Below are 25,505 nucleotides of genomic sequence, written 5' to 3' on the forward strand. Positions count from 1 at the left end.
CTCAGGTCTCGACGAAGGCCTTCTCGAGCACGAAGTCGCCGGGCTGGGCGATCGAGCCCTCGACGAAGCCGCGGTCGAGGAGCTGCTGCTTCAGGTCCACCAGCACCGAGGGGCCGCCGCACAGCATTACGCGGTCGACGGCCGGGTCGAACGGCGGCGTCCCGAGGTCGCGGAACATCTGGCCGCTCTCGATCAGGTCGGTGATCCGGCCGCGGGTCTTGAACTCCTCGCGGGTGACGGTGGGGTAGTACTTCAGCTTGGGGGCGATCATCTCGCCCAGGTACTCGTCTTTCGGCAGGTCGCGCTCGAACAGCTCGCGGTAGTTCAGGTCGGCCACCTGGCGGACGGTGTGGGTGACGATCACCTCGTCGAAGCGCTCGTAGACCTCGGGATCGCGGGCCAGGGACAGCCAGGGGGCCAGGCCCGTGCCGGTGCCCAGCATGTAGAGGCGCTTGCCCGGCTTGAGGCCGTCGAGCACGAGGGTGCCGGTGGGCTTGCGGCCGATCAGGACCTCGTCGCCGACCTTCAGGTGCTGCAGGCGCGAGGTCAGCGGACCGTCCGGCACCTTGATCGAGTAGAACTCCAGCTCCTCGTGCCAGGCGGGGCTGGCGATGGAATAGGCGCGGACCAGCGGCTTGCCGTCCTCCTTGGTCAGGCCGACCATGACGAACTGACCGCTCTGGAACCGGAAGCCCGGGTCGCGGGTGGTGCGGAACGAGAACAGGCTGTCGGTCCAGTGCTGGACCCAGGTCACGGTCTCGACGAAGAAGGCGCTCGAGGCTTTGGCGGCCGGTTGCGCGGCGGTCACGGCGTTCATCAGCTTTCTATCCCGGCGATCAGATGTCGCCGCCCACGTTGTTCGCGGCCCCCGGCGCGCGCACCAGATGTATGCCGCACTCGGTCTTGTCCAACCCTTTCCAGCGCCCGGCGCGGACGTCCTCGCCCTCCTCCACCGGCTGGGTGCAGGGCCAGCAGCCGATCGAGGCGAAGCCCTGGGCGACCAGCGGATGCGCCGGCAGGTCGTTCTCGGCGGCATAGGCCTCGAGATCTTCCCTTGTCCAGTTGGCGAGCGGGTTGAACTTCACCTTCCCGTCGGAGGGCTCGACCACGGGCAGGTTCAGGCGGTCGCCGCCGTGGAAGCGCTTGCGGCCGGTGACCCAGGCCTCGAAACCCTCCAGCGCCCGGTCGAGCGGCAGGACCTTGCGGATGTGGCAGCAGGCGTCGGTGTCAGTGCGCCACAGCTTGTTCTGCGGATCGGTGGTCGCCAGGTCCTGGTAGGCGGGGCGCAGGTCGCGCACGTCGGTCAGGCCCAGGCGGGCGGCGAGCTGCTTGCGGTAGTCCAGCGTCTGGCCGAACAGCATGCCGGTGTCGAGGAACAGCACCGGGATGGCGGGGTCCACCCTGGAGGCGATGTGCAGCAGCACCGCGGATTCGGCCCCGAACGAGGAGACCAGGGCCAGCTTGTCGCCGAAGGTCTCCAGCGCCGCCTCGATCACCGTGCGCGGATGCGCCCGGCGCAGCTCGGCGTCGAGGCGGGCGGCCAGGGTGTCGCTGCGTGCGGCGTCGTAGGCCAGGCTCATGAGTCCCGCTCCACGAAGGCGGGTTCGCGATCGTCGGCCGCGCGCTGGTAGACGTGCCGGAAGCGGCGGGTGGCGGCCTCCCACTGTTGGGCGCCCGAGCCGTCGGCCGGCTCGAAGGCGTCGAAGCCGCAGCGGAGCATGAAGCCCGCCTGCTCGCGCAGGACGTCGCCCACGGCGCGGATCTCGCCCTTGTAGCCCAGGCGCTCGCGCAGGATGCGGGCGTTGGAATAGTGGCGCCCGTCGCGGAACTTGGGGAAGGCCAGCGCGACCACCGCGATCCGCGGCAGGTCGTAGGCCAGCGCCTCCACCTCCTCGCCCGCCTCGAGCCGGACGCCGACGGCGCGGCCCTCGGACAGCAGGCGGTCGCCCTCGGCCTGGAAGCGGGTCAGCGACAGGATCACGTCGCCGGGGACGAGTTCCTGGTCGTCGGCGACGTAGGTGAAGGGGTCCTCGACAGGCGCCATGCGCCCGTCGCGCAGCCTAATGTGCGTCGGCATAGACGGCCTCCTTGAACGGCGCCACGCCCGTGCGGCGGAAGGTGTCGAGGAAGCGCTCGCCGTCGCGGCGCTCGCGCAGGTAGACCTCGACCATCTGCTCGACGGCCTCGGTGACCTTGTCGGCGGGCAGCGCCGGACCGAGGATCTGGCCCAGGGCCGCGTCGTCCTCGCCCGAGCCGCCCAGGGTGACCTGGTAGAACTCCTCGCCCTTCTTATCGACGCCCAGGATGCCGATGTGGCCGACGTGGTGGTGGCCGCAGGCGTTGATGCAGCCGCTGATCTTGATCTTCAGCTCGCCGATCGTCTCGGCCCGCTCGGGATCGGCGAAGCGCTCTGCGATGTGCTGGGCCACCGGGATCGCCCGGGCGTTGGCCAGGGCGCAGTAGTCGAGGCCCGGGCAGGCGATGATGTCGCTGATCAGGTCGATGTTCGGCGTGGCGAGCCCGGCGGCCTCCAGCGCCGCCCAGACGGTCGGCAGGTCGTCCAGCTTCACGTGCGGCAGCAGCAGGTTCTGCTGGTAGTTCACCCGCACCTCGTCCAGCGAGTAGCGCTCGGCGAGGTCGGCGACGACCTCCATCTGGCCCGAGGTGATGTCGCCCGGCGTCTGGCCCGGCGTCTTCAGCGAGACGTCGACGATGGCGTAGCCCGGCTGCTTGTGCGGGTGGACGTTGTGCCGGAGGAAGCGGGCGAAGGCGGGGTTGGAGGCCTTGGCGGTCTCCAGCGCCTCCGAGCGCGCGGGCAGCGTCTCGAACGCCGGCCGGAAGTCGGTGCGGATGCGGGCGAGCTCGATGTCGGGCAGGTCGGCGTGGCCGGGGTCGGACTTGGCCCATTCGGCCTCGACCTGGCGGGCGAACTCCTCGGCGCCCAGCGAGGCGACCAGCACCTTGATGCGCGCCTTCCAGATGTTGTCGCGGCGTCCGTAGCGGTTGTAGACCCGCAGGATCGCCTCCAGGTACGACAGAAGGTGGCGGGTCGGCAGGAACTCGCGGATCGTCGCGCCCAGGTACGGGGTGCGGCCCAGGCCCCCGCCCACCATCACCTCGAAGCCCAGCTCGCCGTCGCGGCCCCGGCGCATGGCCAGGCCGATGTCGTAGATCTTGGCCGCGGTGCGGTCCTTGGCGGCCGCGGTCACGGCGATCTTGAACTTGCGCGGCAGGAAGCTGAACTCGGGGTGCAGAGTCGACCACTGGCGGATCGCCTCGGCCCAGACGCGCGGGTCGTCCAGCTCGTCGGCCGTCGCGCCGGCATAGGGGTCGGCGGTCACGTTGCGGACCACGTTGCCCGAGGTCTGCATGGCGTGCATCTCGACGTCGGCCAGATGCCCCAGGATCTCGGGGGCGTCCTTCAGCTTGATCCAGTGGAGCTGGAGGTTGGTCCGGGTCGTGAAGTGGCCGTAGCCCTTGTCGTAGGTCGAAGCGATCCAGGCCAGCTTGCGCAGCTTCTTCGAGGTCAGCGTGCCGTAGGGGATCGCGATCCGCAGCATGTAGGCGTGGAGCTGCAGGTAGAGGCCGTTCATCAGCCGGATCGGCTTGAACTGCTCCTCGGTGATCTCGCCGGCCAGGCGGCGGGCGACCTGTTCGCGGAACTCCGCCGTCCGGTCGGCGACGAAGTCCTTGTCGATGGCGTCGTAGCGGTACATGGCCGCCCTCACTTGCGCTTGATCAGGGCGACGCGGCCGGTGGAACGGGCCGCGCCATGGGCGCGCCGCAGGGCCGCGATGTCCTCGCCGCCCGCGGCCTGCTTGCCGTGCTGGGTGTGGTTGCTGGGCCCGAGGGCGCGGATACGCTCGCGGAAGCTGAGCGGCGCCCAGAGCCCTTCGGATTCGACGACGTCGATCAGGTAGGCGTCGACGACGACCGTGTGGGCGGACTTCGCCTGCCCCTCGGCCTCCTCGGCGCGTTCGGGCTCGTCGAACAGCTCGGCCTCGGCGAAGCGCTCGACCCAGTGGCCGGCCTTCCAGAAGACGACCTCCCCGTCGGAGAGGCGGTTGGCGGTCAGCACCTTCATGCGCGGGCCTCCCGGATCAGGGTTTCGGTCTGCGTCGCCCCCTCCCCGGCCGCCCCCTGCTCCTGGGCCAGGGCCATGGCCTCGCCGACGATCAGCAGGGCCGGGCCGCGCAGGGCGGCGGCGGCCTCGGCCAGGCCGGACAGGGTGGTGGTGAGGCGGCGCTCGTCGGCGCGCGAGGCGTTCTCGACGATCAGGGCCGGCGTCGCCCCATCGCGGCCGGCGGCCATCAGGCGCCCGGCGATCGCGGCGGCCTGCGACAGGCCCATGTAGATCACGACGGTCTGGTTGGCCCGCGCCAGGCTGGCCCAGTCGAGGTCGGGCTCGGCGCCCTGCGCGGCGTGGCCGGTGACGAAGGTGACCGCCTGAGCCGAGCCGCGGTGGGTCAGGGGCGCGCCGGCGCTGGCCCCGGCCGCCAGGGCCGCGGTGACGCCGGGGACGACGTGGCATTCGACGCCCGCCGCGCGGCAGGCCTCCAGCTCCTCGCCGCCGCGCCCGAAGATGAAGGGATCGCCGCCCTTCAGGCGCACGACGCGCAGGCCGTCCTGGGCGAAGGCGACCAGCATGCGGTTGATCTCGTCCTGGGCGTAGGAATGGCGCGACTTGCGCTTGGCGACCGAGATGCGCCGCGCCGAGGCGGGCGCGAGGTCCAGGATCTCGTCCGAGACGAGGCCGTCGTGGACGACGACGTCGGCGGCCTGCAGGGCCTTCAGCGCCTTGAGGGTGAGCAGCTCGGGATCGCCCGGGCCGGCGCCCACGAGCCAGACCGCACCCGGCTGCGCGGCGCGGGTTCCGCCGCCCAGCACCACGAGCCGGTCGGCGCGCCTTCGCTTCAGGTCTCGCTGTGCCATATTTTAGGTTCTCTAAAAGCGCTGTACTCTGGAATCAGAGCGGGACGGACTTGCGCCCGCCCCGCCTTTCGCCCGCCGGCGAAAAGGGCCGATACACCAGCGGACGCTTGCAATAAGTGGCCGGGGCGCCCAATTCGCAACCCAAGGACTTCTGCCGGGGCTGTCAGAGATTCTATGGAACGGAACAACCAGCGTCGCCGGCTGCCGCCGCTCAATGCGCTACGCGCCTTCGAGGCCGCCGCGCGCCACCTCAACTTCAGCCGGGCGGCCGACGAGCTGGCGGTGACGCCGGGGGCGGTCTCGCAGCAGATCCAGAATCTGGAGGACTACGTCGGCGCGGCGCTCTTCAAGCGCACCCCCAAGGGCCTGCTGCTGACCGACGCGGCCCAGACCGCCCTGCCCGCCCTGCGCGAGGCGTTCGACCGCCTGGCCGAGGCCGCCAGCCTGCTCACCGCCGCGGTGGACGGCCGGCGCCTGACCCTGACCGCCGCCCCCTCCTTCGCCGCCAAGTGGCTGGCGCCGCGCCTGGGCGCCTTCGAGCGGGCCCACCCGCAGGTGGACGTGTGGCTGAACGCGGGCATGGAGCTGGTGGACCTGACCGCGGGCGAGGTGGACATCGCCATCCGCTACGGCGCCGGCCGCTATCCGGGGCTGGAGGTCACGCGGCTGATGAGCGAGACGGTGATCCCGGTGATCAGCCCCGACCTGCTGGCCCAGCAGCCGCTCGACACGCCGGAGGACCTGGCCAACCACGTGCTGCTGCACGACGGCTCGCCCGACCTCGACGATTCCTGCCCCGACTGGTCGATGTGGCTGGCCGCCCGGGGCCTGCGGGGCGTCGACGGCCAGCGTGGGCCGCGCTTCAACCAGTCGAGCCTGGTGATCGAGGCCGCCGCCAACGGCCGGGGCGTGGCCCTGGCCAAGCGGGCGCTGGCCCAGGCCGACCTGGAGGCCGGCCGCCTGGTCGCGCCATTGCAGATCGCCACCGCCGTCGACTTCGCCTATTACCTCGTCCATCCCAAAGCCAAGGGTCGGCTGCCGCAGGTGAAGGCCTTCATCGGCTGGATCGAAGCGGAGGCCCGCGCGCACGAAGCGGCGCTCGCGGCCATCGACAACGGCGCCGGCATCTGACGACCAGACGACGAGAGTCATGACGCTGATCACCGAAGACCGCCCCGCGCCCGCGGACTGCACCACCATGGCCGAAGTCCGGAAGGGGGTGGACGCCCTCGACCGCCAGCTCGTGGCGCTGCTGGCCGAGCGCCAGCGCTACATGGACGCCGCCGCGCGCATCAAGCAGGACCGCGAGACGGTCCGCGACAACGCCCGGGTCGAGGACGTGGTGGCCAAGGTGAAGGCCGAGGCGCGGCGCATGGGCCTGTCGGAGGAGATCGCCGAACCCGTCTGGCGCACGCTGATCGAGCAGTGCATCCGCTACGAGTTCGGCGTCTGGGACCGGATCCGCAGCTAGGCGGGTTCGGCCTGCGCCAGCGGAACGGCGCCGGCCAGGTAGTCCAGCTTGCCCAGCGGCACGCCTTCCTTGCGCAGCAGCGCGTAGGCGGTCGTCACGTGGAAGAAGAAGTTCGGCAGCGAGAACTTCAGCAGGAAGTCGCGGCCGGTGAAGGTGAGCGTGCGGTTCGGCAGCGGCAGCTCGATCGTGGCCTCCTCGCGCCCGTTCACCTGCTCGGGCTTCACGCTCTCGACGAAGGCGATGGTCTTCCCGATCCGCTCGCGCAGCTCCGGGAAGGTGGTCTCGACGTCGGGGAAGCTGGGCGGGGCCAGCCCGGCGAGCCGGGCCGCGCCGCCCTTGGCCGCGTCGCTGGCCATGTGGATCTGCCGGTTCAGCGGATGCATGTCCTCGATCAGGCGCGCCCCGGCATAGGCGTCGGGGTCGCGCCCCTCCGCCTTCGCGTGGGCCTCGGCCTTGTCGAGGAGGGCCGCGAGGTTGCGCAGCATCTGCAGGTAGACGGGGATCGAGGCTTCGTAGAGCGAAAGCGACATGCGGCGGACCTCCAAGGCCAAGGTTGAGGGGTGGGAGATAGGCGCCGCGGCCGAACGCCGCTAGCCGCCGCCGATGCGGGTGAGATAGCCCTCGACCTCGGCCACCGCCGCGTCCAGCTCGGCCCGCACGGCGGCAAGGTCGGAGGGGGCGCCGTGCTCGGCCCGGTCGGCCGCCTCGCCCAGCGCCAGGGCGCCGATGCCCCGCGCCGCGCCCTTGATGGTGTGGGCCAGGTCGCGCCAACCCTCGCTTGGCCCGCCCTCGCCGGGATCGGCCAGCCGCTCGGCCCAGGCCTGCGCCTGCTCGCGGAAGACGACCAGGACGTCGGTGACCACCTGCATGTCGCCGGCGCAGTACGTCTCCAGGTGGTCGAAATCCACCGCTCCGCCGCCGCTTCCGGGCCCTGTCGACATTCCGCGCCTCAACCGCCTTGCCAACGCCGCTTTTTTGCGTATGTTCCGCGCCCTCGCCGCCGGCCCCCGCAAGGGCGCCGGAGCCGGGACGGGTGTATAGCTCAGTTGGTAGAGCAGCTGACTCTTAATCAGCGGGTCCAAGGTTCGAATCCTTGTACACCCACCACTTTCCCCCTCTGAATCCAGGCCGTTAGGGCGGGCGTCGCGGGGCGACGCGTCCGGAGCCCCCATGTTATCTGGCGACGGGCCATCTGCGGCGGGGGCGGCGCGGGCGAGATCGATGACCACGGACCGGAGCCAGGCATGACCGCGCAGGCCGAAGCCGGCGTCGGCGCCATCCTGAAGCGGGTGGTGGCGAATGCGGGCGTGCTGCTGGGCGGGCGTTCGGTGAACGCGGTGCTGGGGCTCGCGTACCTGGCGGTCGCCGGCCGCAGCCTGGGCGCGGCGCAGATGGGCGTGCTGGTGCTGATCACCGCCTTCGCCCAGTTCCTCGGCGACGTGGTCAAGTTCCAGTCCTGGCAGACGGTGATCCACTACGGCGCGCGGCCGCTGGCCGAGCACGACCGGACGGCCTTCCAGCGGATGCTGCGGTTCACCATCGTGCTGGACGTGGCCAGCACCGTGCTGGGCGTCGCCATCGGCGTGGCCGGCGCCTTCGTCTTCGCCGACGAGCTGGGCTGGGACGGGGCCATGGCGCCGGTCGCCGCGCTCTACATGCTGAGCATCGTGTTCCTGGTGTCGGCGACCCCGATGGGGCTGCACCGGCTGTTCGACCGCTTCGACGTGCTGGCCCAGCAGACGGCGCTGGTCGGCTTCGTGCGGCTGCTGGGCAGCGGGGTCGCCTGGGCGGCGGGCGGCGGGGTGCCGGCCTTCCTGCTGGCCTGGGCGGCGGGCAGCCTGGCCGGCTGGATCTACCTGATCGCCATGGCGCTGATCGAGCTGCGGCGGCGCGACCTGCTGGCGGGCTTCTCGTGGCGCGGGCGACTGGCCGAAGGCCTGCCGGGCGTCTGGCGCTTCGCCTGGAACACCAACCTGGCGGCGACGCTGGACGTGGCCTTCACCCATGTGGCGACCCTGCTGGTCGGCGCCCTGGTCGGACCGGCGCAGGCGGCGTTCTGGCGGGTGGGCCGGCAGGTGGCCGACGCCATCGCCAAGCCGGCCAAGCTGCTCACCCCGGCCCTCTATCCGGAACTGGCGCGGCTGCGGGCCGGCGACCGGCACGACGCGATGTGGCGGCTGGTGCGGCACGTGGCCGTGCTGGCCGGCGGCGTGGGGATCGTGCTGCTGGGCGTCGCGGCCGTCGCGGGCGGCCCGCTGCTGAGCCTGGTGATGGGCAAGGCCTTCGCCCCGGCGGCGGGGGTGATGACCTGGCAGGTGGCCGCCGCGGTGATCGGCATCTTCGCCCTGCCGCTGGAGCCGATGCTGGTCTCGCTGGGCAAGCCGGGGCTCGCGGTGCGGGTGCGGCTGGCGGTCAGCGCGGCCTTCCTTGTCGCACTCCCCTTCCTCGTGAGCGCGTTCGGCCTTACAGGAGCCGGCGCAGGCCTGGTCGCGGCGGCCGCCGCCATGGCCCTGGGCCTGCTCGGGTTCATCCTGAGGGAGAACGGGACCCGGCGCCGGGAGACGCCGCCCCCCTCCGGTTCCGACGACAGTCTGAAAGGCGAAGCTTGACCCCTACCCCCACCGCTCCCGACCGGCCCTTCCGACTGGGCGGGTTCGCCACCCTGACCGAGGCGCTGGACTTCGCCGCCCAGGGGCCCACGGGCGTGAACCTCTACGGCCTGCGCGGCGAGCTGGTGCTCGCCCTGTCCTACGCCGAGCTGCGCGAGCGGGCCCGCGCCCTGGCCGCGCGCATCCTGGCGGCCGGGATCCGGCCGTTCGACCGCGTGGGCCTCGTCGCCGAGACCGACGCCGACTTCGTGGTCGCCTTCTTCGCCTGCCAGCACGCCCGGGTGACGCCCGCGCCGCTGGGCGGCCGCGAGGCCTATGTGGAGCAGATCGGCCGGATGCTGGGCTCGGCGCAGGCCTCGGCCGTGTTCGGCCCCGAGGCCCTGATCCCGTGGCTGCAGGAGGCGGCGCAGGCCGCCGGCGTGAGGCTCGCGGCCCGCGTCCAGGACCTGCCCGAGGCGCCCGCCGCCGACCTGCCCGCGCCGACGCCGGACGATCCCTGCTACGTGCAGTTCTCCTCGGGCAGCACGCGGCACCCGACGGGCGTCCTCTGCACCCACAGCGCCTTGATGGCCAACACCACCGCGATCACCCGCGACGGGCTGAAGGTGGTCCCGGCCGACCGGGCGTTCTCGTGGCTGCCGCTCTATCACGACATGGGCCTGGTGGGCTTCCTGATGGCCCCGCTGGCCAGCCAGATGACCGTGGACCTGATGCCCACGGGCGCCTTCGTGCGCCGGCCGCTGCTGTGGCTGGACCTGATGTCGAAGAACCGGGCGACGATCTCGTACAGCCCGACCTTCGGCTACGAGCTGTGCGCCCGCCGCGGCGACGGCACGCGCGAGGGGCTGGACCTGTCGGCCTGGCGGATCGCCGGCTGCGGCGGCGACATGGTGCGGCCGGGCCCGCTGATGGCCTTCGCCGAGACGTTCGCGCCCGCCGGCTTCTCCCCCACGGCCTTCGTCGCCAGCTACGGCATGGCCGAGGCGACGCTGGCGCTGACCATGGCGCCGCTGGGCCAGGGACTGCGGTTCGAGACCGTCGACGTCGACCGGATGGAGCGCGACGGCGTGGTCGTCGGCGGCCGGGAAGGCCGCAGCCGGGCCTTCGTCCGCTGCGGGCCGGTGCTGCCCGGCCACGAGCTGGAGGTCCGCGACGAGGCGGGCGCCGCCCTGCCCGAGCTGAAGGTCGGCCGGGTGTTCGTGCGGGGCCCCAGCCTGATGCGCGGCTATTTCGGCGAGCCCGAGGCCTCGGCCAAGGTGCTGGGGCCGGACGGCTGGCTCGACACCGGCGACCTGGGCTTCCTGGTCGAGGGCGAGATCGTGCCGACGGGCCGCGCCAAGGACCTGATCCTGCTGAACGGCCGGAACGTCTGGCCGCAGGACCTGGAATGGTCCGCCGAGAGCGAGATCGGCAAGCTGCGCAGCGGCGACGTGGCCGCGTTCTCGGTCGACCGCGACGAGGGCGAGCAGCTGGTCGTGCTGGTGCAGGCGCGCACCAGCGATCCCGAGGCGCGCCGGGCGCTGGCCGACGACGTCGCCGCCCTGCTCCGGGCCCGGCACGGCGTGGAGGCCCACGTGGAGCTGGTGGGGGCGCACGCCCTGCCGCAGACCTCGTCGGGCAAGCTCAGCCGGTCCAAGGCCAAGGCGCTGTACCTGGCGGGCGCCTTCCGGGCGGAGGAGCCGGCCTGACGCGGCTCGCCGCCGTCACCGGCGCCACCGGCTTCCTCGGCCGCCGGATCGTCCGCGCGCTGGCCGAGGACGGCTGGCGCGTGCGCATCCTGGCGCGGCGCGATCCCTTCGATCCCCTGTGGCGCGACCTGGAGCCCGAGCTGGTGCTGGGCGACCTGGCCGATTCGCGGGCCCTGGAGGCCCTGTGCCGCGGCGCCGACGCCGTGATCCACGGCGCGGCCCTGGTGAAGGCCCGCAGCGCCGGCCATTTCGCGGCGGTGAACCGGGAGGGCGCGCGCCGGCTGGCGGCGGCCGCCGGCGAGGTCCCCCACGTGCTGCTGGTCTCGAGCCTGGCGGCGCGGGAGCCGGCCCTGTCGCCCTACGCCGCCAGCAAGCGCGCCGCCGAGGACGCGATGGCCGAGGCGCTGGGGCCGCGACTCACCATCGCCCGCCCGCCGGCGATCTACGGCCCCGGCGACCGCGAGCTGCTGCCGGTCTTCCAGGCGGCCTGCCGGCTGCCGGTGCTGCCCGTGCTCAACCGGACCGCGCGGGTGGGCATGATCCACGTGGAGGACGCGGCGCGCCAGATCGCCGCGCTCGCCGACCGGGCGCCCGGCCGCACCGTGGCGCTGAGCGACGATCGCCCCGAGGGCTACGGCTGGCCCGAGCTGATGGCCGAGGCCGCCCGCGCCGTGGGGCGCGCCCCGCGCCTCGCCCGGATTCCGAAGGCGCTGGTCCATCTCGTCGGAATCACAAATGATTTCAGCGCCGCGCTGGGGGCGGCGCCGATGCTGACCTCGGGCAAGGCGCGCGAGCTGCTGCATCCCGACTGGAGCATCCCGCCCGCCGAGCGGGCCGAGGACCTGCCGCCCCCGCGGCACACGCTTTCGGGGGGATTTCGGGACACGGTGGCGTGGTATAGGGCCGCCGGCTGGTTGAAACATTAGCTGCGGTTTTGTGACGTGCGGCGCAGCGGAAGGTGGAAATCCTAGGCCAACGTGCTTAGGTACCCCCGCTGCGCAAGCGATGTGTGCCGACGTGGGGGCGTACAAGATGGTGGAACTCGCGACGGATCTGACCGTACGCGAAGTCGCGAAAGCGGCCGAGACCGTTCTCGGCCGCCCCGTCAACGTGACCCACGAGACGGACATCGCGCGCGATCTCGCCGTCGATTCGCTGGCCCTGATGAACATCGTCATGGAGCTGGAGGATCGATTCGACCTGTCGATCCCGCTCGACCGGCTGGCCACGGTGCAGACCGTCGGCGACCTTTCCGAACTGATCAACACGCTGCGGATGAAGGCTTAAGGATGGGGCTTCTCGACAAGCACCTGGGCTATCGCGCCCCCCTGGAAGGCATCCGCGCTGCGGGCGCCGACCCGTCCAACGTCCGGTTCGACGCCGTGCTCTCGCCCACTGAGGGCGTGCTGGCCGGCCAACCGGTGATCCTGCTGGGCACCAACAACTATCTCGGGCTGACCTTCGACCCGGCCTGCATCGAGGCCTCGGCCGAGGCGGTGCGCGAATGGGGCACGGGCACGACCGGCTCGCGGTTCGCCAACGGCACCTTCGCCGGCCACACGGCGCTGGAGCAGGCCCTGGCCGGCTTCTACGGCCGCAAGCACGCGATGGTCTTCACGACCGGCTACCAGGCCAACCTGGGCACGATCTCGGGCCTCGTCGGCCGCGGCGACCATCTGATCCTGGACGCCGACAGCCACGCCTCGATCTATGACGCGGCCAAGCTGTCGGGCGCCGAAGTCATCCGCTTCCGCCACAACGACCCGGACGACCTGCACAAGCGCCTGCGGCGCCTGGGCGACGCGCCCGGCGGACGGCTGATCGTCGTCGAGGGCATCTACTCGATGATCGGCGACGTGGCCCCGCTGAAGGAGTTCGTCGACGTCAAGCGCGAGATGGGCGGCCACCTGCTGGTGGACGAGGCCCACTCCATGGGCGTGCTGGGCGAGAAGGGCCGCGGCCTGGCCGAAGCGGCCGGCGTCGAGGACGGCGTCGACTTCATCGTCGGCACCTTCTCCAAGAGCCTGGGCTCGGTCGGCGGCTTCCTCGTCTCGGACGAGGAGAACTTCGACCTGCTGCGCATCGTCAGCCGGCCCTACATGTTCACCGCCTCGCTGCCGCCGGCGGTGATCGCCTCGACCCTCACCGCCCTGAAGCGGCTGGAAGACGAGCCCGGTCTGCGCGCGCGGCTGTCGGCCAACGCCGACCGGCTCTACGAGGGCCTGCGCGACATGGGCTATGCGGTCGGCCCGCACGCCAGCCCGATCACCGCCGTCGAGATGCCCGACCAGGCCACCGCCGTCGGCATGTGGAACGCGCTGCTGCAGAACGGCGTCTACCTGAACCTCGCCATCCCGCCGGCCACGCCCGAGAACAAGTCGCTGCTGCGCTCCAGCGTCAGCGCGGCCCACACGACCGAGCAGATCGACACCGTCCTCGGCGTCTTCGAGCAACTGGGCCAGGAATTCGGCCTGCTGGCCGGCCGCCGCCGCGCCGCCACCGCCTAGCCCACGCTAGCCTCGGGGCCGGCGCGCCCGCCGCAGTCGCCACAGCACGCCGGGCGCCGCCAGGATCGGGTGGCGCTCGCGGAACGGCGTGACCTCCAGGGCGATCCCGGTGTGCTTCTCGATCTTGTAGGCGGCGTAGCGGGCCGCGCCCTCGAAGGTGAACGCCGCCTTGGCGAGCCGGGCGAGGTTGAGCGGCTTTCCCAGGGCCGCGCGCAGGCCCCAGCGCGGCAGCCCCCGCTTCCGCGGCCAGTAGACCCCGTCCATCTCGGCGAACTCGACCCCCGCAGCCTTCCAGGCGAGCGGCAGGACGGCGGCGAAGCGGCCGGCGTTCGGCCCCAGCACCTGGTCGGCGCGGTCGGGGCTCTCCACCCGGAACTCGGCGGCGTAGGTCCGGCGGAACAGGGCCGCCCAGTAGGCCTCGGCGGGCCCCTGCTCGGGCCCCAGGGCGGCGGCGTAGCGGGAGGCGGTCTTCACCGCCTCGGCCACCGCCGCCGGCACGGCCGCAGCCTCGCCGCCCGCCCAGGCGACGGCGGCCGGCTGGACGAAGCGGGTCCAGATGGTGGTGTCCAGCGTCCGCCCCTCGGCCGCCCGGCGGAAGACGTCCAGCGGCAGGGTCGCCACCTTGGCCTGCAGGCGCCGGCCCTCCCAGTCGAACTCGTGGTAGCTGACCTCGGGCCAGAGCACCCGCTCGGCGAGGCCGTGGAAGCCGCTGCGGTGCGGCCGGCGGGTCAGACGGTAGAAGTCCAGGAGGCCCGACAGGTCGCCCGTCCTCAGCGTCGAGCCGTAGTAGAGGATCGCCACGTCGCGGGAAGGGTCGGCCAGCCCGGCGGCGAAGGCCGTGACCGCGGCGGGCAGCGGACGGGCCAGCTCCTCGCCGATCAGGGTCTCCAGCGGCCCGCTCACACGAACACGAACTCCAGGTCCGGCCCCTGGCGCACGGTGAGGTCGCCGCCCGGATAGATCTCGCCGTCCAGGGTGAAGCCGCCCTCCATCGACACCGACAGGCTGGAGACGTCCCGCCGGCGGTAGCCTGCCCGCTCGAGCCACGGCGGCTGCGCGCCGCGCAGGATGGTGGGGACGGCCATCGGCAGGCGCCGCGGCGGCGCCTCCACAGCCAGGGCCTTGAGGCCCTCATGCGGCGGACCGAACGGCTGCAGGCCGAGGGGGAAGCGCTTGAGCGTCGCGGCCAGGACCAGGAACCAGTCGCGGGTCTCGGGGGCGGCCTCGCCCAGGGCCAGCGTCGCCGGCTCGCCCCGGCGCCAGGGATCCTGCGGGCCGCCCGCCAGCGTGCGCGCCGCGGCGCCGGCGATGGTCATGACGATGGCGGCGTTGTCGAAGAAGCCGAGGCCGTGGGTGCGCTGGGCCAGCTCGGTGCCGCGCACGAAGGCGCCCATGCCGAACAGGAAGCCGCGCAGCTCGGGCTCGTCCGCGCCGGCGCGGACCACCTCAAGGCAGGCCCGGACCTTGCGCTTGGCCGGGTCGCGGGCCGCCGCCAGCATGGCCCGCACGGGCGTTCCCAGCGGCACCCCCAGGTCGAGCGCAAGCGCATTGGTCTTGCCGTTGGGGATCACGCCGAAGGTCGGCAGCCGGTCGCCGTAGGCCTCGGTCGCCCGGGTCAGCACGTCGCGCACCGTGCCGTCGCCGCCGTCGATGACGACGAAGTCCACGCCCGACTTGGCGAACCAGGCCAGGGCCTCGGTGAGGTCGTCCGGCCGTTCGGGCACGGCCTCCAGCACGCCAGGCGGCGCAAGGGCGGGCGCCCCCGCCAGGTTGCGGTGGCTCTTGAGGTTGCGGATGACGCCGGCGCGGATCAACGCGAGAGCCAGGAGACGACCCGGCCTTTCGGCATGGCCATCGCCTGCACCACCTGGGCCAGGTGGACGACGAGGCAGATCGCCGTCCAGACCGCCACCAGGAACAGGCCGATCTCGGGCCTGCCCGCGAGCCATGCCAGGGTCAGCACGATCAGGTTCGGGTTCCGCCGGGCGGTGATCAGCCGGAAGAAGCTGTCGAACGGACGCCAGGCGTGCACGTGGAAGCCGAAGAGGCGCATGAACACCCCCTCCTCCACCCGCTGCAGCACGTAGCCGGCCAGGATCACGCCCAGGGTCAGCTCGGGGAACGGCGGCGGCAGGCCGACCTGGAAGCAGCCGACGTACCAGGCCCACCACCAGAAGGGCGGATGGACGAGGTCGATGCCGTGGTCGAAGACGTTGCCCCACTTCGACGAGGTCATGGTGGTGCGGGCCAGCTTGCCGTCCACCGTGTCGAGGAAGGTCATGATCCAGCCGGCCAGCAGGCCCCAGCCGAACTCGCCGATCCAGAACAGCCAGAAGGCGGCCAGGACCAGCAGGAAGCCCGCGAAGGTCACCATGTTGGGCGTCAGCTTCGCCTCAGCGCACCAGCGGGTGACGATCCGCGCCGGAACCGGCCAGACGTACTTGGTGACGACGTCGGTGACGCCCTTGTACGAGCCGGCGAAGGTGCGGGCCTCGATGGCGCGGACGTTATCGGCGGTCAGCCGCTCCAGCACCGGCGCCTCGCGCTTGCGCAGCGCCTCGTTGTAGGCAAGCTCGGCCGGCGACAGCGCCTGCAGCCCCGGAGGCGCGCGGCCGGCCTGCAGGTCCGCCGACGCCGCCGCGGCGTCCGCCGCCGGCACGTGGGCCGCCACCGCCCGGCCGTCGTCGGTCACCAGCACCGTTCCGGGGCGCCGGGACAGCGTCGCCACCAGCCCCTCGTCATAGACCCAGTCGCCCAGGGTCAGCACCACCGTGCGTCCCGAGGCGACGTCCGCCGCCTCGGCCGGCTCCACGCCCGCGCGCACATAGGTCCGGCGCAGCCGCTCGCGCGCCGTCATCCCCCACAGCCGCACCTCGCCCGAGCCCAGGATGAGCCCCAGCGGCGCGGTCTTGCCCTCGCCCGTGTTCGTCAAAAGTCTCGCGCGCCTCTCACGCAAATCACCGGAACCTGATACCCAGCCGGCGCGCCCCTTGGATAGAACGCGGCCCCGAATTGTCCACCTTCCGCCTCGCGCACCTGTCTGACCCGCACCTGCCGCCGCCGGCCCGGGCGCTGCGGCTGGCCGACATGGCCTCGAAACGGGCGCTTAGCCGCTTGGCCTGGCGACGCAAGCGCCATCGCCACAGCCCCGCCGTCCTCGACGCCCTGATCGCCGACCTGCGGCGATGCGCCCCGGACCACATCGCCATAACCGGCGACCTCACCAATTTCGCGACACACGAGGAATTCGCCGCCGCCGCCGAGTGGCTGAGGACCCTGGGCGATCCCGCCTCCGTCACCGTCAGCCCGGGCAACCACGACGCCCTCGTCGCCCACCGCACGCCCGACCGGTTCGCCCCCTGGGCCCCCTGGCTGGGCGATACGCCGCAGGCCGACTTCCCGCACGTGCGGGTCCGCGGGTGCGTGGCGATCGTCAACGCCTGCACGGCGGTCCCCACCGCGTGGCGCCTCGCCCAGGGCGCGCTGGGGCAGGACCAGATCGCGCGGCTCGAGGCCGCCCTGCGCCGGGCGAAGGCCGAGGGGCTCTACCGAATCGTCCTGCTGCACCATCCGCCCGCCGAGGGCGCCGTGTCGGCCCGCAAGGCGCTGACCGACGCCGGCCGGTTCCGGGCGGTGCTGGAGGCGGTCGGCGCCGAGCTCGTGCTGCACGGCCACGCCCACGACGCCCTGCTGCACCGCATCCCCGGCCCGCAGGGGGCCATACCGGTGCTGGGGGTCCCCTCGGCTTCGGCCCCGCCGGGCGGCCACGACCCCGCGGCCCAGTGGCGGCTGATCGAGGTGACGCGCCGGAGCGGCGGCTTCTCCACGCGCATCGAGGCGCGGGGGATCGCCCCCGGAAACACCGTCGAGCGCCTGGGCGCCTACGCCCTGGCCGCCGACCGGGCCGCGGGCCTGGCGGCCTAGCGCGCCGGGGCCCGGCTCCCTATGATCTGCCGGCGGCTGCGCCGCGCTTCACCGGACATGGACACGCCGTGACGAACCCCACCGCCCGCAAGTTCGGCTATCCGCGGACGAAGGTCGCCGAGACGGCGCACTGGCTGGTGCTGGTCCGACCGCAGCAGCCGACGTTCGGCTCGCTGGTGCTGGTCTGCAAGGAGGACGCGCAGGCGTTCTCGGACGTCAGCCCCGCCGCCTTCGCCGACCTGAAGGTCGCGGTGAGCGGCATCGAGGACCTGCTGCGGCGCGCGGTCGGCTACGAGAAGATCAACTACCTGATGCTGATGATGGTCGATACGGACGTCCACTTCCACGTCCTGCCGAGGTACGAGGGATCCCGCGAGCACGGCGGGCGGGCGTTCCCGGACGCCGGCTGGCCGGGCCAGCCGCAGCTTGCATCCCACGTCGCCCTGGACGATGACGAGGCCGCGGCCCTGGCCGCCGACTTCGCCGCGCGCTGGCAGGCCTGAAGCGCCCGCGACCCGGGGGGAATGTGAGCCTCATCGACCGTTACCTTCTCCGGATGGCGTTCTGGCCCATGGTCGGGGCCACGGCGGTGACGCTGGTCGCCCTGCTGCTGGAACGGATCCTGCGCCTGCTGGACCTGCTGTCGGAAAGCAGCGAGCGGTTCACCTTCGTCGCCCAGCTGGCCGTCAACCTCGTGCCGCACTACGTGGGCCTGACCCTGCCCGCGGCGTTCTTCATCGCCCTGATCATCGTCGTGAACCGGATGAATCAGGCCTCTGAGATCGACGCCCTGCTGGCGGCCGGCGTCTCGCTGACGCGGCTGGCGGCGCCCTATCTGGTGCTGGCGGGGGTTCTCAGCTTCCTGACGCTGATCGTGTTCGGCGCGCTGCAGCCCTACAGCCGCTACGCCTACCGCGCGGTGCTGCACGCGGCCCAGAACGCCGGCTGGAGCGGCCAGGTGCCCGAGGGGACGATCATCGCCCCCAACGACGACCTGATCATGACCACCGACCAGGCCGACGCCGCGGGCCAGCGGCTGACCCGGGTGTTCATCCGCCGCCTGACGCCCGAGGGACGCGAAGAGGTCACCACGGCGGGCGTCGCCGAGCTTCGCCGGACCGCCGACGGTAAGAACGTCACCCTCATGCTGAAGGACGGCCAGCAGCTGCGCTTCAACCGGCGCGGCGAGCCCGAGCTGCTCTCGTTCGAGGACTTCACCATGCAGCTGCCGCTGAGCGGGCCCGCCCGGCTGCTGCGCGCCCGCGGCGGCGACGAGCGCGAGCTCAACCTCTTCGAGCTGGCCAAGAAGGCGAACGATCCCCAGTCGGTGATCCCGCGCGAGACCCTGCTGGCCGAGCTCTACGGGCGCCTGGCGCGGGCGCTGGCCCTGCCGCTGCTGCCGCTGCTGGCCGTGCCGCTGGGCCTGTCGGCCAAGCGCAGCGGCCGCGCGCCGGGGGTGATCGTGGGCGGGATCTTGCTGCTCGCCTTCCACCACCTCATCCAGCTGGGCCAGAGCTTCGCCGAGACGGGCCGCGCGCCGGCCGAGGCGGGCGTCGGGATCCCCTTCGTCGCCTTCGCGGCGATCTGCTTCACCGTCTTCCTCACCAGCCGCAAGCGGCCGGGCGAGACCCCCGTCGGACGGGTGATGGAGCACCTGGCGAACGTCATCGTGCGCGTGCGCAAGCGGGTGAAGCTGCGCCGGAAGGCCCTGCCGTGAGCCTCGGCCTCTACCTCTTCAGGCTCGCCTTCGGCCGCATCCTGGCGGCGCTGGCGGTGCTGGTCGGCATCCTGCAGATCCTCGACCTGCTGGACGTCACGACCGAGATCCTCGACCGCGAGCTGGGGGCGCAGGGCGTGGCCTACTATGCGCTGCTGCGCCTGCCGCGGCTGGTCGAGCAGGCCGCGCCGCTGGCGGTGCTGGCGGGCTCGCTGTTCGCCTTCGCCAAGCTGGCCGGCGAGAGCGCGGTGACGGCGATGCGCTCCACCGGCATCTCGGCCTACCGGATCACGCTGCTGGCGCTGCCGGCCGCGGCCCTGGTCGCCGCCGCCCAGCTCGTCATCGGCATGGCCGTCGCGCCCCGCACCGACGCGGCCCTGACCCGCTGGTGGCAGGCCACCACCCCGCGGGAAGAGGTCAAGCCGCAGGACGTGATCACCTTCCGGGTCGGCGACGACATCGTCTCGGCGCGCCCGTCGGCCGACGCCCAGCGGATGTCGGAGGTCGTCATCTACCGGCGCGACGGCGCCGGCCGGCTGGTGCAGCGCACCGCCGCCGACGCGGCCGTCTACGATCAGGGCGCGTGGCGGCTGATCGCCCCGCGGTTCGAGGCCATCAGCGAGGGCGAGGTGCAGACCGGCGCCGCCGAATCCATGACCTGGACCCGGTCGCTGCGGCCCGCCGACGTCCGCGCCCTGCAGTCCGGCGGCTCGACCATCTCGGCCGCGGAGGCCCGGCGCGCGCTGCACGGCGGCGTCTCGGTGCGGCCCAAGACCTACTACGACACCCAGCTCCACCGCGCCTGGGCCGCGCCCGCGGCGTGCCTCGTCATGCTGCTGCTGGCCGCCCCGGCCGCCCTCGCCAACTTCCGCGGCGGAGGGACCACGCTGATGGTCCAGTGCCTGGCCGCGGGGCTGCTGTTCCTGGTCTTCGACGGCGCCTTCACGGCCCTCGGCGAGAGCGGCGCGGCGCCGGCCATGCTCGCGGCCTGGGGGGCCCCCGTCATCTTCGGGGCCCTCGGCGTCACGGCCCTGCTCTACCTGGAGGGCTGATGGCCTACGACCGCCCCGCTTCCGCCGTGCAGGTCGTCCCCGTGGCCTCGGCCGCCGAGCTGGAGCGGTTCATCCGCGTGCCGATGCGGCTGGGCGCCGGCGACCCCAACTACATCGCCCCCCTGCTGGCCGAGCGGCGCGAGGCGCTGAGCGCCAAGGGCAACCCGTTCTTCGCCCACGCCGACGTGCAGTTCTGGCTGGCGGTGAAGGACGGCCGCGACGTGGGCCGGATCAGCGCCCAGATCGACCACCTGAACCCGCAGACCCGCGAGGGCTACGGCAACTTCGGCCTGATCGCCGCCGAGGACGACGCCGAGGTGTTCGCCGCCCTGTTCGCCGCCGCCGAGGCGTGGCTGCGCGAGCGCGGCTGCCGCGCCGCCCTTGGCCCCATCAACCTGTCCACCAACGAGGAGGTGGGCCTGCTGGTCGAGGGCCACGACACACCGCCGATGTTCATGATGGGCCACGACGCCCCCTGGACCGGGAGCCGCATCGAAGGCCAGGGCTACGCCAAGGCCAGGGACCTCTACGCCTACGCCTGCGACGTCTCGCACGACCTGCCGCCGTCGATCCTGCGCCGGGTGCGCAAGGCGCCGCCCGAGGGCGTGGTGCTGCGCAAGCTGGACATGAAGCGGTTCGGCGAGGAGGTCCGCACCCTCACCGAAATCCTCAACGACGCCTGGTCGGGCAACTGGGGCTTCACGCCCACCACCGAGGCCGAGACCAAGCAGCTCGCCAACGCCCTGAAGTTGGTGCTGGACCCGGACCTGACCTGGTTCGCCGAGATCGACGGCGAGGCCGCGGGGTTCATGGTGCTGCTGCCGAACGTCAACGAGGCGATCGCCGACCTTCGGGGCCGGCTGGCGCCGTTCGGCTGGGCCAAGCTGCTGTGGCGGCTGAAGGTGCGGCGGGTGAAGACGGGCCGCGTGCCGCTGATGGGCGTGAAGCGCCGGTTCGCCGGCGCCCACCGCGGCCAGCTCCTGCCCTTCCAGCTGATCGACGCCGTGGTGCAGGAGGCCCGGCGCAAGGGCTACCAGCGCTACGAGCTGTCGTGGGTGCTGGAGGACAACCTGCCGATGCGGCGGATCTGCGAGGCGGGCGGCGCGCGGATCTACAAGACCTACCGGCTCTACGAGAAGGCCCTCGACGACAAGGGTCTGGCGTGAACGACCTTTCGGCCCTGATCCTCGCGGGCTCGCGCGGCGGCGCGGACCCGGTCGCCGACTACGCGGGCGTGGCGCACAAGGCGTTGATCGAGCTGGAGGGACGCACCCTGCTCGCGCGGGTCGCGGAGGCCCTGAAGGACGCCGGCGCAGGACGGATCGCCGTTTCCTGCAGCGACCCGGCCGTGGCGACGGCCGCCGAGGCGCTCGGCCTGGAGGTGCTGCCGGCCGCCGAGGGCCCGAGCCTCAGCGTGCGCGCCGCCGCCGAGCGGCTGGGCTTTCCCCTGCTGGTCACCACCGCCGATCACGCCCTGCTCCGCCCGGAATGGATCGCCCGCTTCCGCGCCGACTTGCCGGCGGACGTGGACGTCGCGGCGATGATGGCCCGCCGCGCCGAGGTGGAGGCGGCCGCGCCGGGCACGCAGCGCACCTACCTCAAGCTCTCGGACGGCGAGTGGTCGGGCTGCAACCTGTTCTGGCTGCAGAGCGAGCGGGCGCTGGGCGCGGTGGCGTTCTGGCGACGGCTCGAGGCCGAGCGGAAGAACCCGGTGGCCATGGCCGGTCTGCTGGGACCGGGCATCCTGCTGCGCTACCTCGCGGGACGCCTCGGGATGACCGACGCGGTCCGGCGGCTGGGCGAGCTGGCGCACGTGCGGGCCGCGGTCGTGCCGACGCCCTACGGCCTGGCGGCCGTGGACGTGGACAAGCCCGCCGACCTCGACCTGGTGCGCAGGCTGGTCGGCGAGGCCTAGGCCTTCACCATCTCCTTCGCGGCCCAGCCGGCCGAGAGCCTGGTCAGGTTGTCGACGTCGGCGGGGAAATCCATCTCGCCCCACTGCAGCCCCTCGATCGACTGGACGCGGACGTCCACGCCGGCCTTGGCCAGCTCGTCGATGACGCTGAGGTACCAGCGCTTGAGGCCCTCGGGCCGGCGCAGGGCCTGCTCCACGCCGGCCTGGAACTTGGCGGCGCCGGCGGGCGAGAAGCGCAGGAAGCCGATGGACTCGGCGTCGTAGGCCTCGATGGTCTTGCCGATGGCCAGGAGGCGGCCGTTGTCGGTCAGCACCTTCATGTCGTCGGCGTCGTAGCCGCCCTTGCGGTCGACGGTGACGGTGATCTCGGCGGGCGGCGCCTCGATCAGGCGCTCGACGATGCCCGGGCCCGGCAGGGTGTCGCCGTTCAGCAGCAGGACGTCGCGGTCGAACTCCTGGCGGACGATCCAGCACGAGGCGAGGTTGTCGGCCACCGAGTAGAAGGGGTTGAACGCGGTCCGCACCGGCATGCGCAGGCCCAGGCGCGCGACCTCGGCCTCCACCGCCTCGGCGCGGAAGCCGGTGACGATCACCGCCTCGTCGATCCCGGCGGCCTCCAGGCGCATCAGCTGCCAGGCCAGGAGCGTGCGCCCCGACAGCTCCACGAGGCACTTCGGGCGGGTTTCGGTGAGCGGGAGCAGGCGCTTGCCCTGCCCGGCGCTCAGGATGATGGCTCTGTTGGGCGACTTCACGAACGCATCCCTGGCAGACGTTCCGGCGAAGGTGAACCCTGAAGGGACGCGGGCGGCCCGCCCGTGATCCTTTGCCGCGGCTGCGGCGCCACCCCCGTTTTCGTCCCTTATCTAGTTTCCGTTCCGGAAATGTGAAGAAACCCCGCAGGGCGAGCGGCCCGCGGGGTTCCTTTTTTGTCGATCGACTGGCTGTCCGCGGCGCACGAGCGCCGCGGCGAACGCGCCTACTTCAGGTGCTTCGCCAGGTGCTTGTTCATCTCGAACATCGACACCTTGTCCTTGCCGTCGAAGATCGGCTTCAGCTTGGCGTCCGCGATGATCTCGCGCTTGTTCTGCGGGTTCTGAAGGTTGTTCTTCTTGATGTAGTCCCAGATCTTCGAGACGGTCTCGCCGCGGGACAGTTGCCCCGACCCGACCACAGCCGCCAGTTCCGACGAGGGCGTCAGAGGCTTCTGCAGGGCGTTCGTGTTCTTTCCAGTGGCCATGGGCTCCCCCAGCTAAGAGTTCCGCGACGGGCCGGCAGGGGCGCCGGGACTGAGTCGCTTGCTCGTATCCTAACGCGGCGTACGCTTCGCGCTACAGGGAAGCGCAGCCGTCCTTGCCTAGTGGTAGGCGCCGCCTGTGGACGGATCGACGGCCCGGGCCGCGTCGCGGTCCAGCGGACGGCGCGCCTCGGGCGAGCGGCGGATGTCGTCGTCGCCCCCGGCGGCCTCGGCCATGTCGTACTCGGCATGGGTGGCCGCCTCGGTCAGCGGGTCGAGGCGCTTGTTGCGAGTGGCGTACCGATAGGCCCCGTAGGCGAGCGCTCCACCCAGGATGAGCAGGCCGCCCACGAAGGTCATCAGCAACCAGCCCATGCCGCCGGCGTCCACCTCGCCCGGCCCCGGCCCGTTGGCGGCGGGATCGCCCAGGGCGCCCATGATGCCGAAGGCCGTGGTCAGCGTGAACGCCCAGAAGGCGGCGGCCAGCGCCCAGGCCAGCCAGATGAAGATCTTGCCGCCGACCCCGGCGCCGGTCGTCCCGGTTTCGGAGCTGACGGCGTAGCTGTCGTCGAATTCGCTGTAGGGCCGTACGGCCATGTCGCGTCTCCAGGTGTGGCTCGGCCGCAAGCGGCGGCCGTTCGCAGTTCCAACACCGACGGGCCGCAGGCGTTCCCGCTTCGGACCGGGGACGCGCCCGCGGGGGGGACCCGGCGGCGTTTGACTTCCCGGGCGTCCGCCCCCTCAACTGGCCGGCAAAAGACCAGAAGAGACGTTGGGAGGAATGCGATGGCGGGATGGACCCTGGTCGCGGTGTGGGAGGCGATCGCCGCGGCCCAGCCGGAGCGGCCGGCCCTGATCCAGGGCGAGCGGACCGTGAGCTGGGGCGCCTTCGACGCCCGGGCCGACGCCCTGGCGGCGCACCTGATCGGCAAGGGGCTGGGCCGGCAGGCCAAGGTGGCCGCCTACCTGTTCAACGGACCCGAGTACCTCGAGACCTATTTCGCCGCGTTCAAGGGCGGCTTCGCCCCGGTGAACACCAACTACCGGTACGGGCCCGAGGAGCTGCTGTACCTGTTCGACAACGCCGACGCCGAGGCGATCGTGTTCCACGCGGGCTTCGCCGGGACCCTGGAGGCGATCCGCGACCGCCTGCCGAGGGTGAAGGCCTGGGTCGCCGTGGCCGAGCCGGGCCACGCCGTCCCGGCCTGGGCCGAGGACTACGAGGCCATCGCGGGGCGCACGCCGGCGGAACGGCCCGCGCAGGCGCCCTGGGGACGCTCGGGCGACGACCTCCTGCTGCTCTACACCGGCGGCACCACCGGCATGCCCAAGGGCGTGATGTGGCGCCAGGACGACCTGTTCAACGTGATCGGGGCCGGCGGCCACGCGGCCATGGGCGTGGAGCCTGTGACCTCGCTGGAGGAAGTGGCGGCCCGCCTGGAGAGCCCCGGACACGTCCGCCCCACCGCCCTGATCGCCTGCCCGCTGATGCACGGCACCGGCCAGTTCTCGGCCTTCATCACCCTGAACCTGGGCGGGACGGTCGCCACCCTGCCCTCGCGCAAGTTCGACGCCGCCGAGCTGTGGAACGAGGCCGAGCGCCTGAAGGCCGACAGCATCGCCATCGTCGGCCTGGCGTTCTCCACCCCCATGCTGGAGGCCCTGGAGGCCCACCCCGGCCGCTGGGATCTGTCGTCGGTGAAGCTGATGAGCTCGTCCGGCTCGATGTGGAGCCAGGAGAACAAGCGCGGGCTGCTGCGCCACGCCACCAATGCGGTGATCTACGACAGCCTGGGCTCTTCCGAAGCCGTGGGCCTGGGCGCCTCGGCCTCGGCGCCTGGCCAGGAGGCGGCCACGGCGGCCTTCATGCTGGGCCCCAACTGCGCGGTGTTCACCGAGGACGGGCGGCGGGTCGAGCCGGGCTCGGGCGAGCGCGGCATGGTGGCGGTCTCGGGCTTCCTGCCGACGGGCTACTACAAGGACCCGGAGAAGAGCGCCAAGACGTTCCGGACCTTCGAGGGCCAGCGCTGGTCGGTGCCCGGCGACTGGGCCGAGGTGAACCCCGACGGCACGCTGAAGCTGCTGGGCCGCGGCTCGGTCTGCATCAACACCGGCGGCGAAAAGGTCTTCCCCGAGGAGGTGGAGGAGGCCCTGAAGACCCATCCGGCGGTGCGCGACGCCGTGGTGGTGGGCGTGCCCGATCCGCGCTTCGGCGAGCGGATCTGCGCCGTCGTCGAGCCCGAGGCGAACACCGAGCCCACGCTCGCGGACCTGTCGCAGCACGTGCACGGCCGCCTGGCCGGCTACAAGGCCCCGCGCGAACTGGTGCTGGTCGAGAGCATCGGCCGGGCCCCCAACGGCAAGGTGGACTACAAGGCCGTGAAGGAGCGCGCCCTGGCCGAGCTGGGGACGCCGGCCTAGCCGAGGGGCCTAGCCGAGGGGCCTAGCCGAGGGGC

General features: G+C 72.4%; 28 protein-coding genes and 1 tRNA gene. 15 read left to right on the forward strand and 14 right to left on the reverse strand.

Features of this window, described 5'->3' with window-relative positions:
* Position 1 precedes the first annotated feature (1 nt).
* From PHZ_RS11190 to cobA, 6 genes are read right to left on the reverse strand one after another with little or no spacing between them, the layout of a single operon-like run.
* Entirely contained in the window at positions 2-817 is an 816-nt protein-coding gene (locus PHZ_RS11190) for a ferredoxin--NADP reductase (RefSeq protein WP_012522592.1), read from the reverse strand.
* Between the two features lie 19 nt (positions 818-836).
* On the reverse strand, positions 837-1,574 hold the full coding sequence (locus tag PHZ_RS11195) for a phosphoadenylyl-sulfate reductase (RefSeq protein ID WP_041374119.1): 738 nt from the start codon (positions 1,572-1,574) through the stop codon (positions 837-839).
* 2 nt (positions 1,575-1,576) lie between these two features.
* Entirely contained in the window at positions 1,577-2,077 is a 501-nt protein-coding gene (locus tag PHZ_RS11200) for a DUF934 domain-containing protein (protein ID WP_012522594.1), read from the reverse strand.
* On the reverse strand, positions 2,061-3,716 hold the full coding sequence (locus PHZ_RS11205) for a nitrite/sulfite reductase (protein ID WP_041373444.1): 1,656 nt from the start codon (positions 3,714-3,716) through the stop codon (positions 2,061-2,063). Before PHZ_RS11205 ends, PHZ_RS11200 begins: the two co-directional genes overlap by 17 nt.
* 8 nt (positions 3,717-3,724) lie before the next feature.
* Positions 3,725-4,084, reverse strand: coding sequence for a DUF2849 domain-containing protein (locus PHZ_RS11210; protein WP_012522596.1), 360 nt, complete (start codon positions 4,082-4,084; stop codon positions 3,725-3,727).
* Positions 4,081-4,932 (reverse strand): uroporphyrinogen-III C-methyltransferase, encoded by an 852-nt coding sequence (gene cobA / locus PHZ_RS11215; RefSeq protein WP_012522597.1) that lies wholly within the window; start codon positions 4,930-4,932, stop codon positions 4,081-4,083. Before cobA ends, PHZ_RS11210 begins: the two co-directional genes overlap by 4 nt.
* Positions 4,933-5,106: 174 nt before the next feature.
* On the opposite strand from cobA, the gene gcvA reads away from it, so the two are divergent.
* Positions 5,107-6,063 carry a transcriptional regulator GcvA gene (gcvA, locus tag PHZ_RS11220; protein WP_012522598.1) on the forward strand — a complete coding sequence of 319 codons (957 nt, stop codon included), beginning with the start codon at positions 5,107-5,109 and terminating at the stop codon, positions 6,061-6,063.
* 19 nt (positions 6,064-6,082) lie between these two features.
* Positions 6,083-6,403 (forward strand): chorismate mutase, encoded by a 321-nt coding sequence (locus PHZ_RS11225; RefSeq protein ID WP_012522599.1) that lies wholly within the window; start codon positions 6,083-6,085, stop codon positions 6,401-6,403.
* Here the strand turns inward: PHZ_RS11225 and PHZ_RS11230 are convergent.
* Together PHZ_RS11230 and PHZ_RS11235 are read right to left on the reverse strand one after the other, a co-directional pair.
* Positions 6,400-6,933, reverse strand: a complete 534-nt coding sequence (locus PHZ_RS11230; RefSeq protein ID WP_012522600.1) for a DUF1993 domain-containing protein — start codon at positions 6,931-6,933, stop codon at positions 6,400-6,402. The two genes, PHZ_RS11225 and PHZ_RS11230, sit on opposite strands and share 4 nt — an antisense overlap.
* 60 nt (positions 6,934-6,993) lie before the next feature.
* Complete coding sequence (locus PHZ_RS11235) at positions 6,994-7,311, reverse strand: Hpt domain-containing protein (RefSeq protein WP_187149070.1); 318 nt, start codon at positions 7,309-7,311, stop codon at positions 6,994-6,996.
* A gap of 123 nt (positions 7,312-7,434) precedes the next feature.
* Between PHZ_RS11235 and PHZ_RS11240 the strand changes: the two genes are divergently transcribed.
* The 6 genes from PHZ_RS11240 (at position 7,435) to spt (ending at position 13,207) form a co-directional block, all read left to right on the forward strand.
* A tRNA-Lys gene (locus tag PHZ_RS11240) sits at positions 7,435-7,510 on the forward strand.
* Between the two features lie 137 nt (positions 7,511-7,647).
* A complete protein-coding gene (locus PHZ_RS22715) occupies positions 7,648-9,012 on the forward strand; it encodes a lipopolysaccharide biosynthesis protein (protein ID WP_012522602.1) in 1,365 nt (454 codons plus the stop codon).
* The gene (locus PHZ_RS23460; protein WP_012522603.1) at positions 9,009-10,700 is read left to right on the forward strand and encodes a fatty acyl-AMP ligase; all 1,692 of its coding nucleotides are present in this window, start codon (positions 9,009-9,011) and stop codon (positions 10,698-10,700) included. Before PHZ_RS22715 ends, PHZ_RS23460 begins: the two co-directional genes overlap by 4 nt.
* Complete coding sequence (locus PHZ_RS11255) at positions 10,697-11,626, forward strand: NAD-dependent epimerase/dehydratase family protein (RefSeq protein WP_041374121.1); 930 nt, start codon at positions 10,697-10,699, stop codon at positions 11,624-11,626. Before PHZ_RS23460 ends, PHZ_RS11255 begins: the two co-directional genes overlap by 4 nt.
* A gap of 109 nt (positions 11,627-11,735) precedes the next feature.
* Entirely contained in the window at positions 11,736-11,987 is a 252-nt protein-coding gene (locus PHZ_RS11260) for an acyl carrier protein (protein ID WP_012522605.1), read from the forward strand.
* 2 nt (positions 11,988-11,989) lie between these two features.
* Positions 11,990-13,207, forward strand: coding sequence for a serine palmitoyltransferase (spt, locus tag PHZ_RS11265; RefSeq protein ID WP_012522606.1), 1,218 nt, complete (start codon positions 11,990-11,992; stop codon positions 13,205-13,207).
* 6 nt (positions 13,208-13,213) lie between these two features.
* Here the strand turns inward: spt and PHZ_RS11270 are convergent, their stop codons facing one another.
* Genes PHZ_RS11270 through PHZ_RS11280 form a run of 3 tightly spaced genes read right to left on the reverse strand, consistent with a single transcriptional unit; the run spans position 13,214 to position 16,139 of the window.
* The gene (locus PHZ_RS11270; RefSeq protein WP_012522607.1) at positions 13,214-14,110 is read right to left on the reverse strand and encodes a hypothetical protein; all 897 of its coding nucleotides are present in this window, start codon (positions 14,108-14,110) and stop codon (positions 13,214-13,216) included.
* A complete protein-coding gene (locus PHZ_RS11275; RefSeq protein WP_041373445.1) occupies positions 14,107-15,021 on the reverse strand; it encodes a diacylglycerol/lipid kinase family protein in 915 nt (304 codons plus the stop codon). Before PHZ_RS11275 ends, PHZ_RS11270 begins: the two co-directional genes overlap by 4 nt.
* Complete coding sequence (locus PHZ_RS11280) at positions 15,018-16,139, reverse strand: CDP-alcohol phosphatidyltransferase family protein (protein ID WP_012522609.1); 1,122 nt, start codon at positions 16,137-16,139, stop codon at positions 15,018-15,020. The genes PHZ_RS11275 and PHZ_RS11280 overlap by 4 nt, the downstream gene beginning before the upstream one ends.
* An 80-nt stretch (positions 16,140-16,219) precedes the next feature.
* On the opposite strand from PHZ_RS11280, the gene PHZ_RS11285 reads away from it, so the two are divergent.
* The 6 genes from PHZ_RS11285 (at position 16,220) to PHZ_RS11310 (ending at position 21,815) form a co-directional block, all read left to right on the forward strand.
* Positions 16,220-17,131, forward strand: a complete 912-nt coding sequence (locus PHZ_RS11285) for a metallophosphoesterase family protein (RefSeq protein ID WP_012522610.1) — start codon at positions 16,220-16,222, stop codon at positions 17,129-17,131.
* Positions 17,132-17,199: 68 nt separating this feature from the next.
* Positions 17,200-17,634 (forward strand): HIT family protein, encoded by a 435-nt coding sequence (locus tag PHZ_RS11290; RefSeq protein WP_041373446.1) that lies wholly within the window; start codon positions 17,200-17,202, stop codon positions 17,632-17,634.
* Between the two features lie 53 nt (positions 17,635-17,687).
* A complete protein-coding gene (locus PHZ_RS11295; RefSeq protein ID WP_012522612.1) occupies positions 17,688-18,848 on the forward strand; it encodes an LptF/LptG family permease in 1,161 nt (386 codons plus the stop codon).
* Entirely contained in the window at positions 18,845-19,900 is a 1,056-nt protein-coding gene (locus PHZ_RS11300) for an LptF/LptG family permease (RefSeq protein ID WP_012522613.1), read from the forward strand. The genes PHZ_RS11295 and PHZ_RS11300 overlap by 4 nt, the downstream gene beginning before the upstream one ends.
* Complete coding sequence (locus PHZ_RS11305; RefSeq protein ID WP_012522614.1) at positions 19,900-21,066, forward strand: GNAT family N-acetyltransferase; 1,167 nt, start codon at positions 19,900-19,902, stop codon at positions 21,064-21,066. The genes PHZ_RS11300 and PHZ_RS11305 overlap by 1 nt, the downstream gene beginning before the upstream one ends.
* Positions 21,063-21,815, forward strand: a complete 753-nt coding sequence (locus tag PHZ_RS11310) for a nucleotidyltransferase family protein (RefSeq protein WP_012522615.1) — start codon at positions 21,063-21,065, stop codon at positions 21,813-21,815. The genes PHZ_RS11305 and PHZ_RS11310 overlap by 4 nt, the downstream gene beginning before the upstream one ends.
* Here PHZ_RS11310 and PHZ_RS11315 read toward each other — a convergent pair.
* The 3 genes from PHZ_RS11315 to PHZ_RS11325 form a co-directional block, all read right to left on the reverse strand.
* On the reverse strand, positions 21,812-22,567 hold the full coding sequence (locus tag PHZ_RS11315; RefSeq protein ID WP_012522616.1) for a phosphocholine cytidylyltransferase family protein: 756 nt from the start codon (positions 22,565-22,567) through the stop codon (positions 21,812-21,814). The two genes, PHZ_RS11310 and PHZ_RS11315, sit on opposite strands and share 4 nt — an antisense overlap.
* Before the next feature lie 224 nt (positions 22,568-22,791).
* The gene (locus PHZ_RS11320) at positions 22,792-23,052 is read right to left on the reverse strand and encodes an SWIB/MDM2 domain-containing protein (protein WP_012522617.1); all 261 of its coding nucleotides are present in this window, start codon (positions 23,050-23,052) and stop codon (positions 22,792-22,794) included.
* A gap of 117 nt (positions 23,053-23,169) precedes the next feature.
* Entirely contained in the window at positions 23,170-23,646 is a 477-nt protein-coding gene (locus tag PHZ_RS11325; RefSeq protein ID WP_041373449.1) for a hypothetical protein, read from the reverse strand.
* Between the two features lie 189 nt (positions 23,647-23,835).
* On the opposite strand from PHZ_RS11325, the gene PHZ_RS11330 reads away from it, so the two are divergent.
* The gene (locus PHZ_RS11330) at positions 23,836-25,470 is read left to right on the forward strand and encodes an acyl-CoA synthetase (RefSeq protein ID WP_012522618.1); all 1,635 of its coding nucleotides are present in this window, start codon (positions 23,836-23,838) and stop codon (positions 25,468-25,470) included.
* Positions 25,471-25,505 lie beyond the last annotated feature (35 nt).

This window comes from Phenylobacterium zucineum HLK1 (assembly GCF_000017265.1).
GTDB lineage: Bacteria > Pseudomonadota > Alphaproteobacteria > Caulobacterales > Caulobacteraceae > Phenylobacterium > Phenylobacterium zucineum.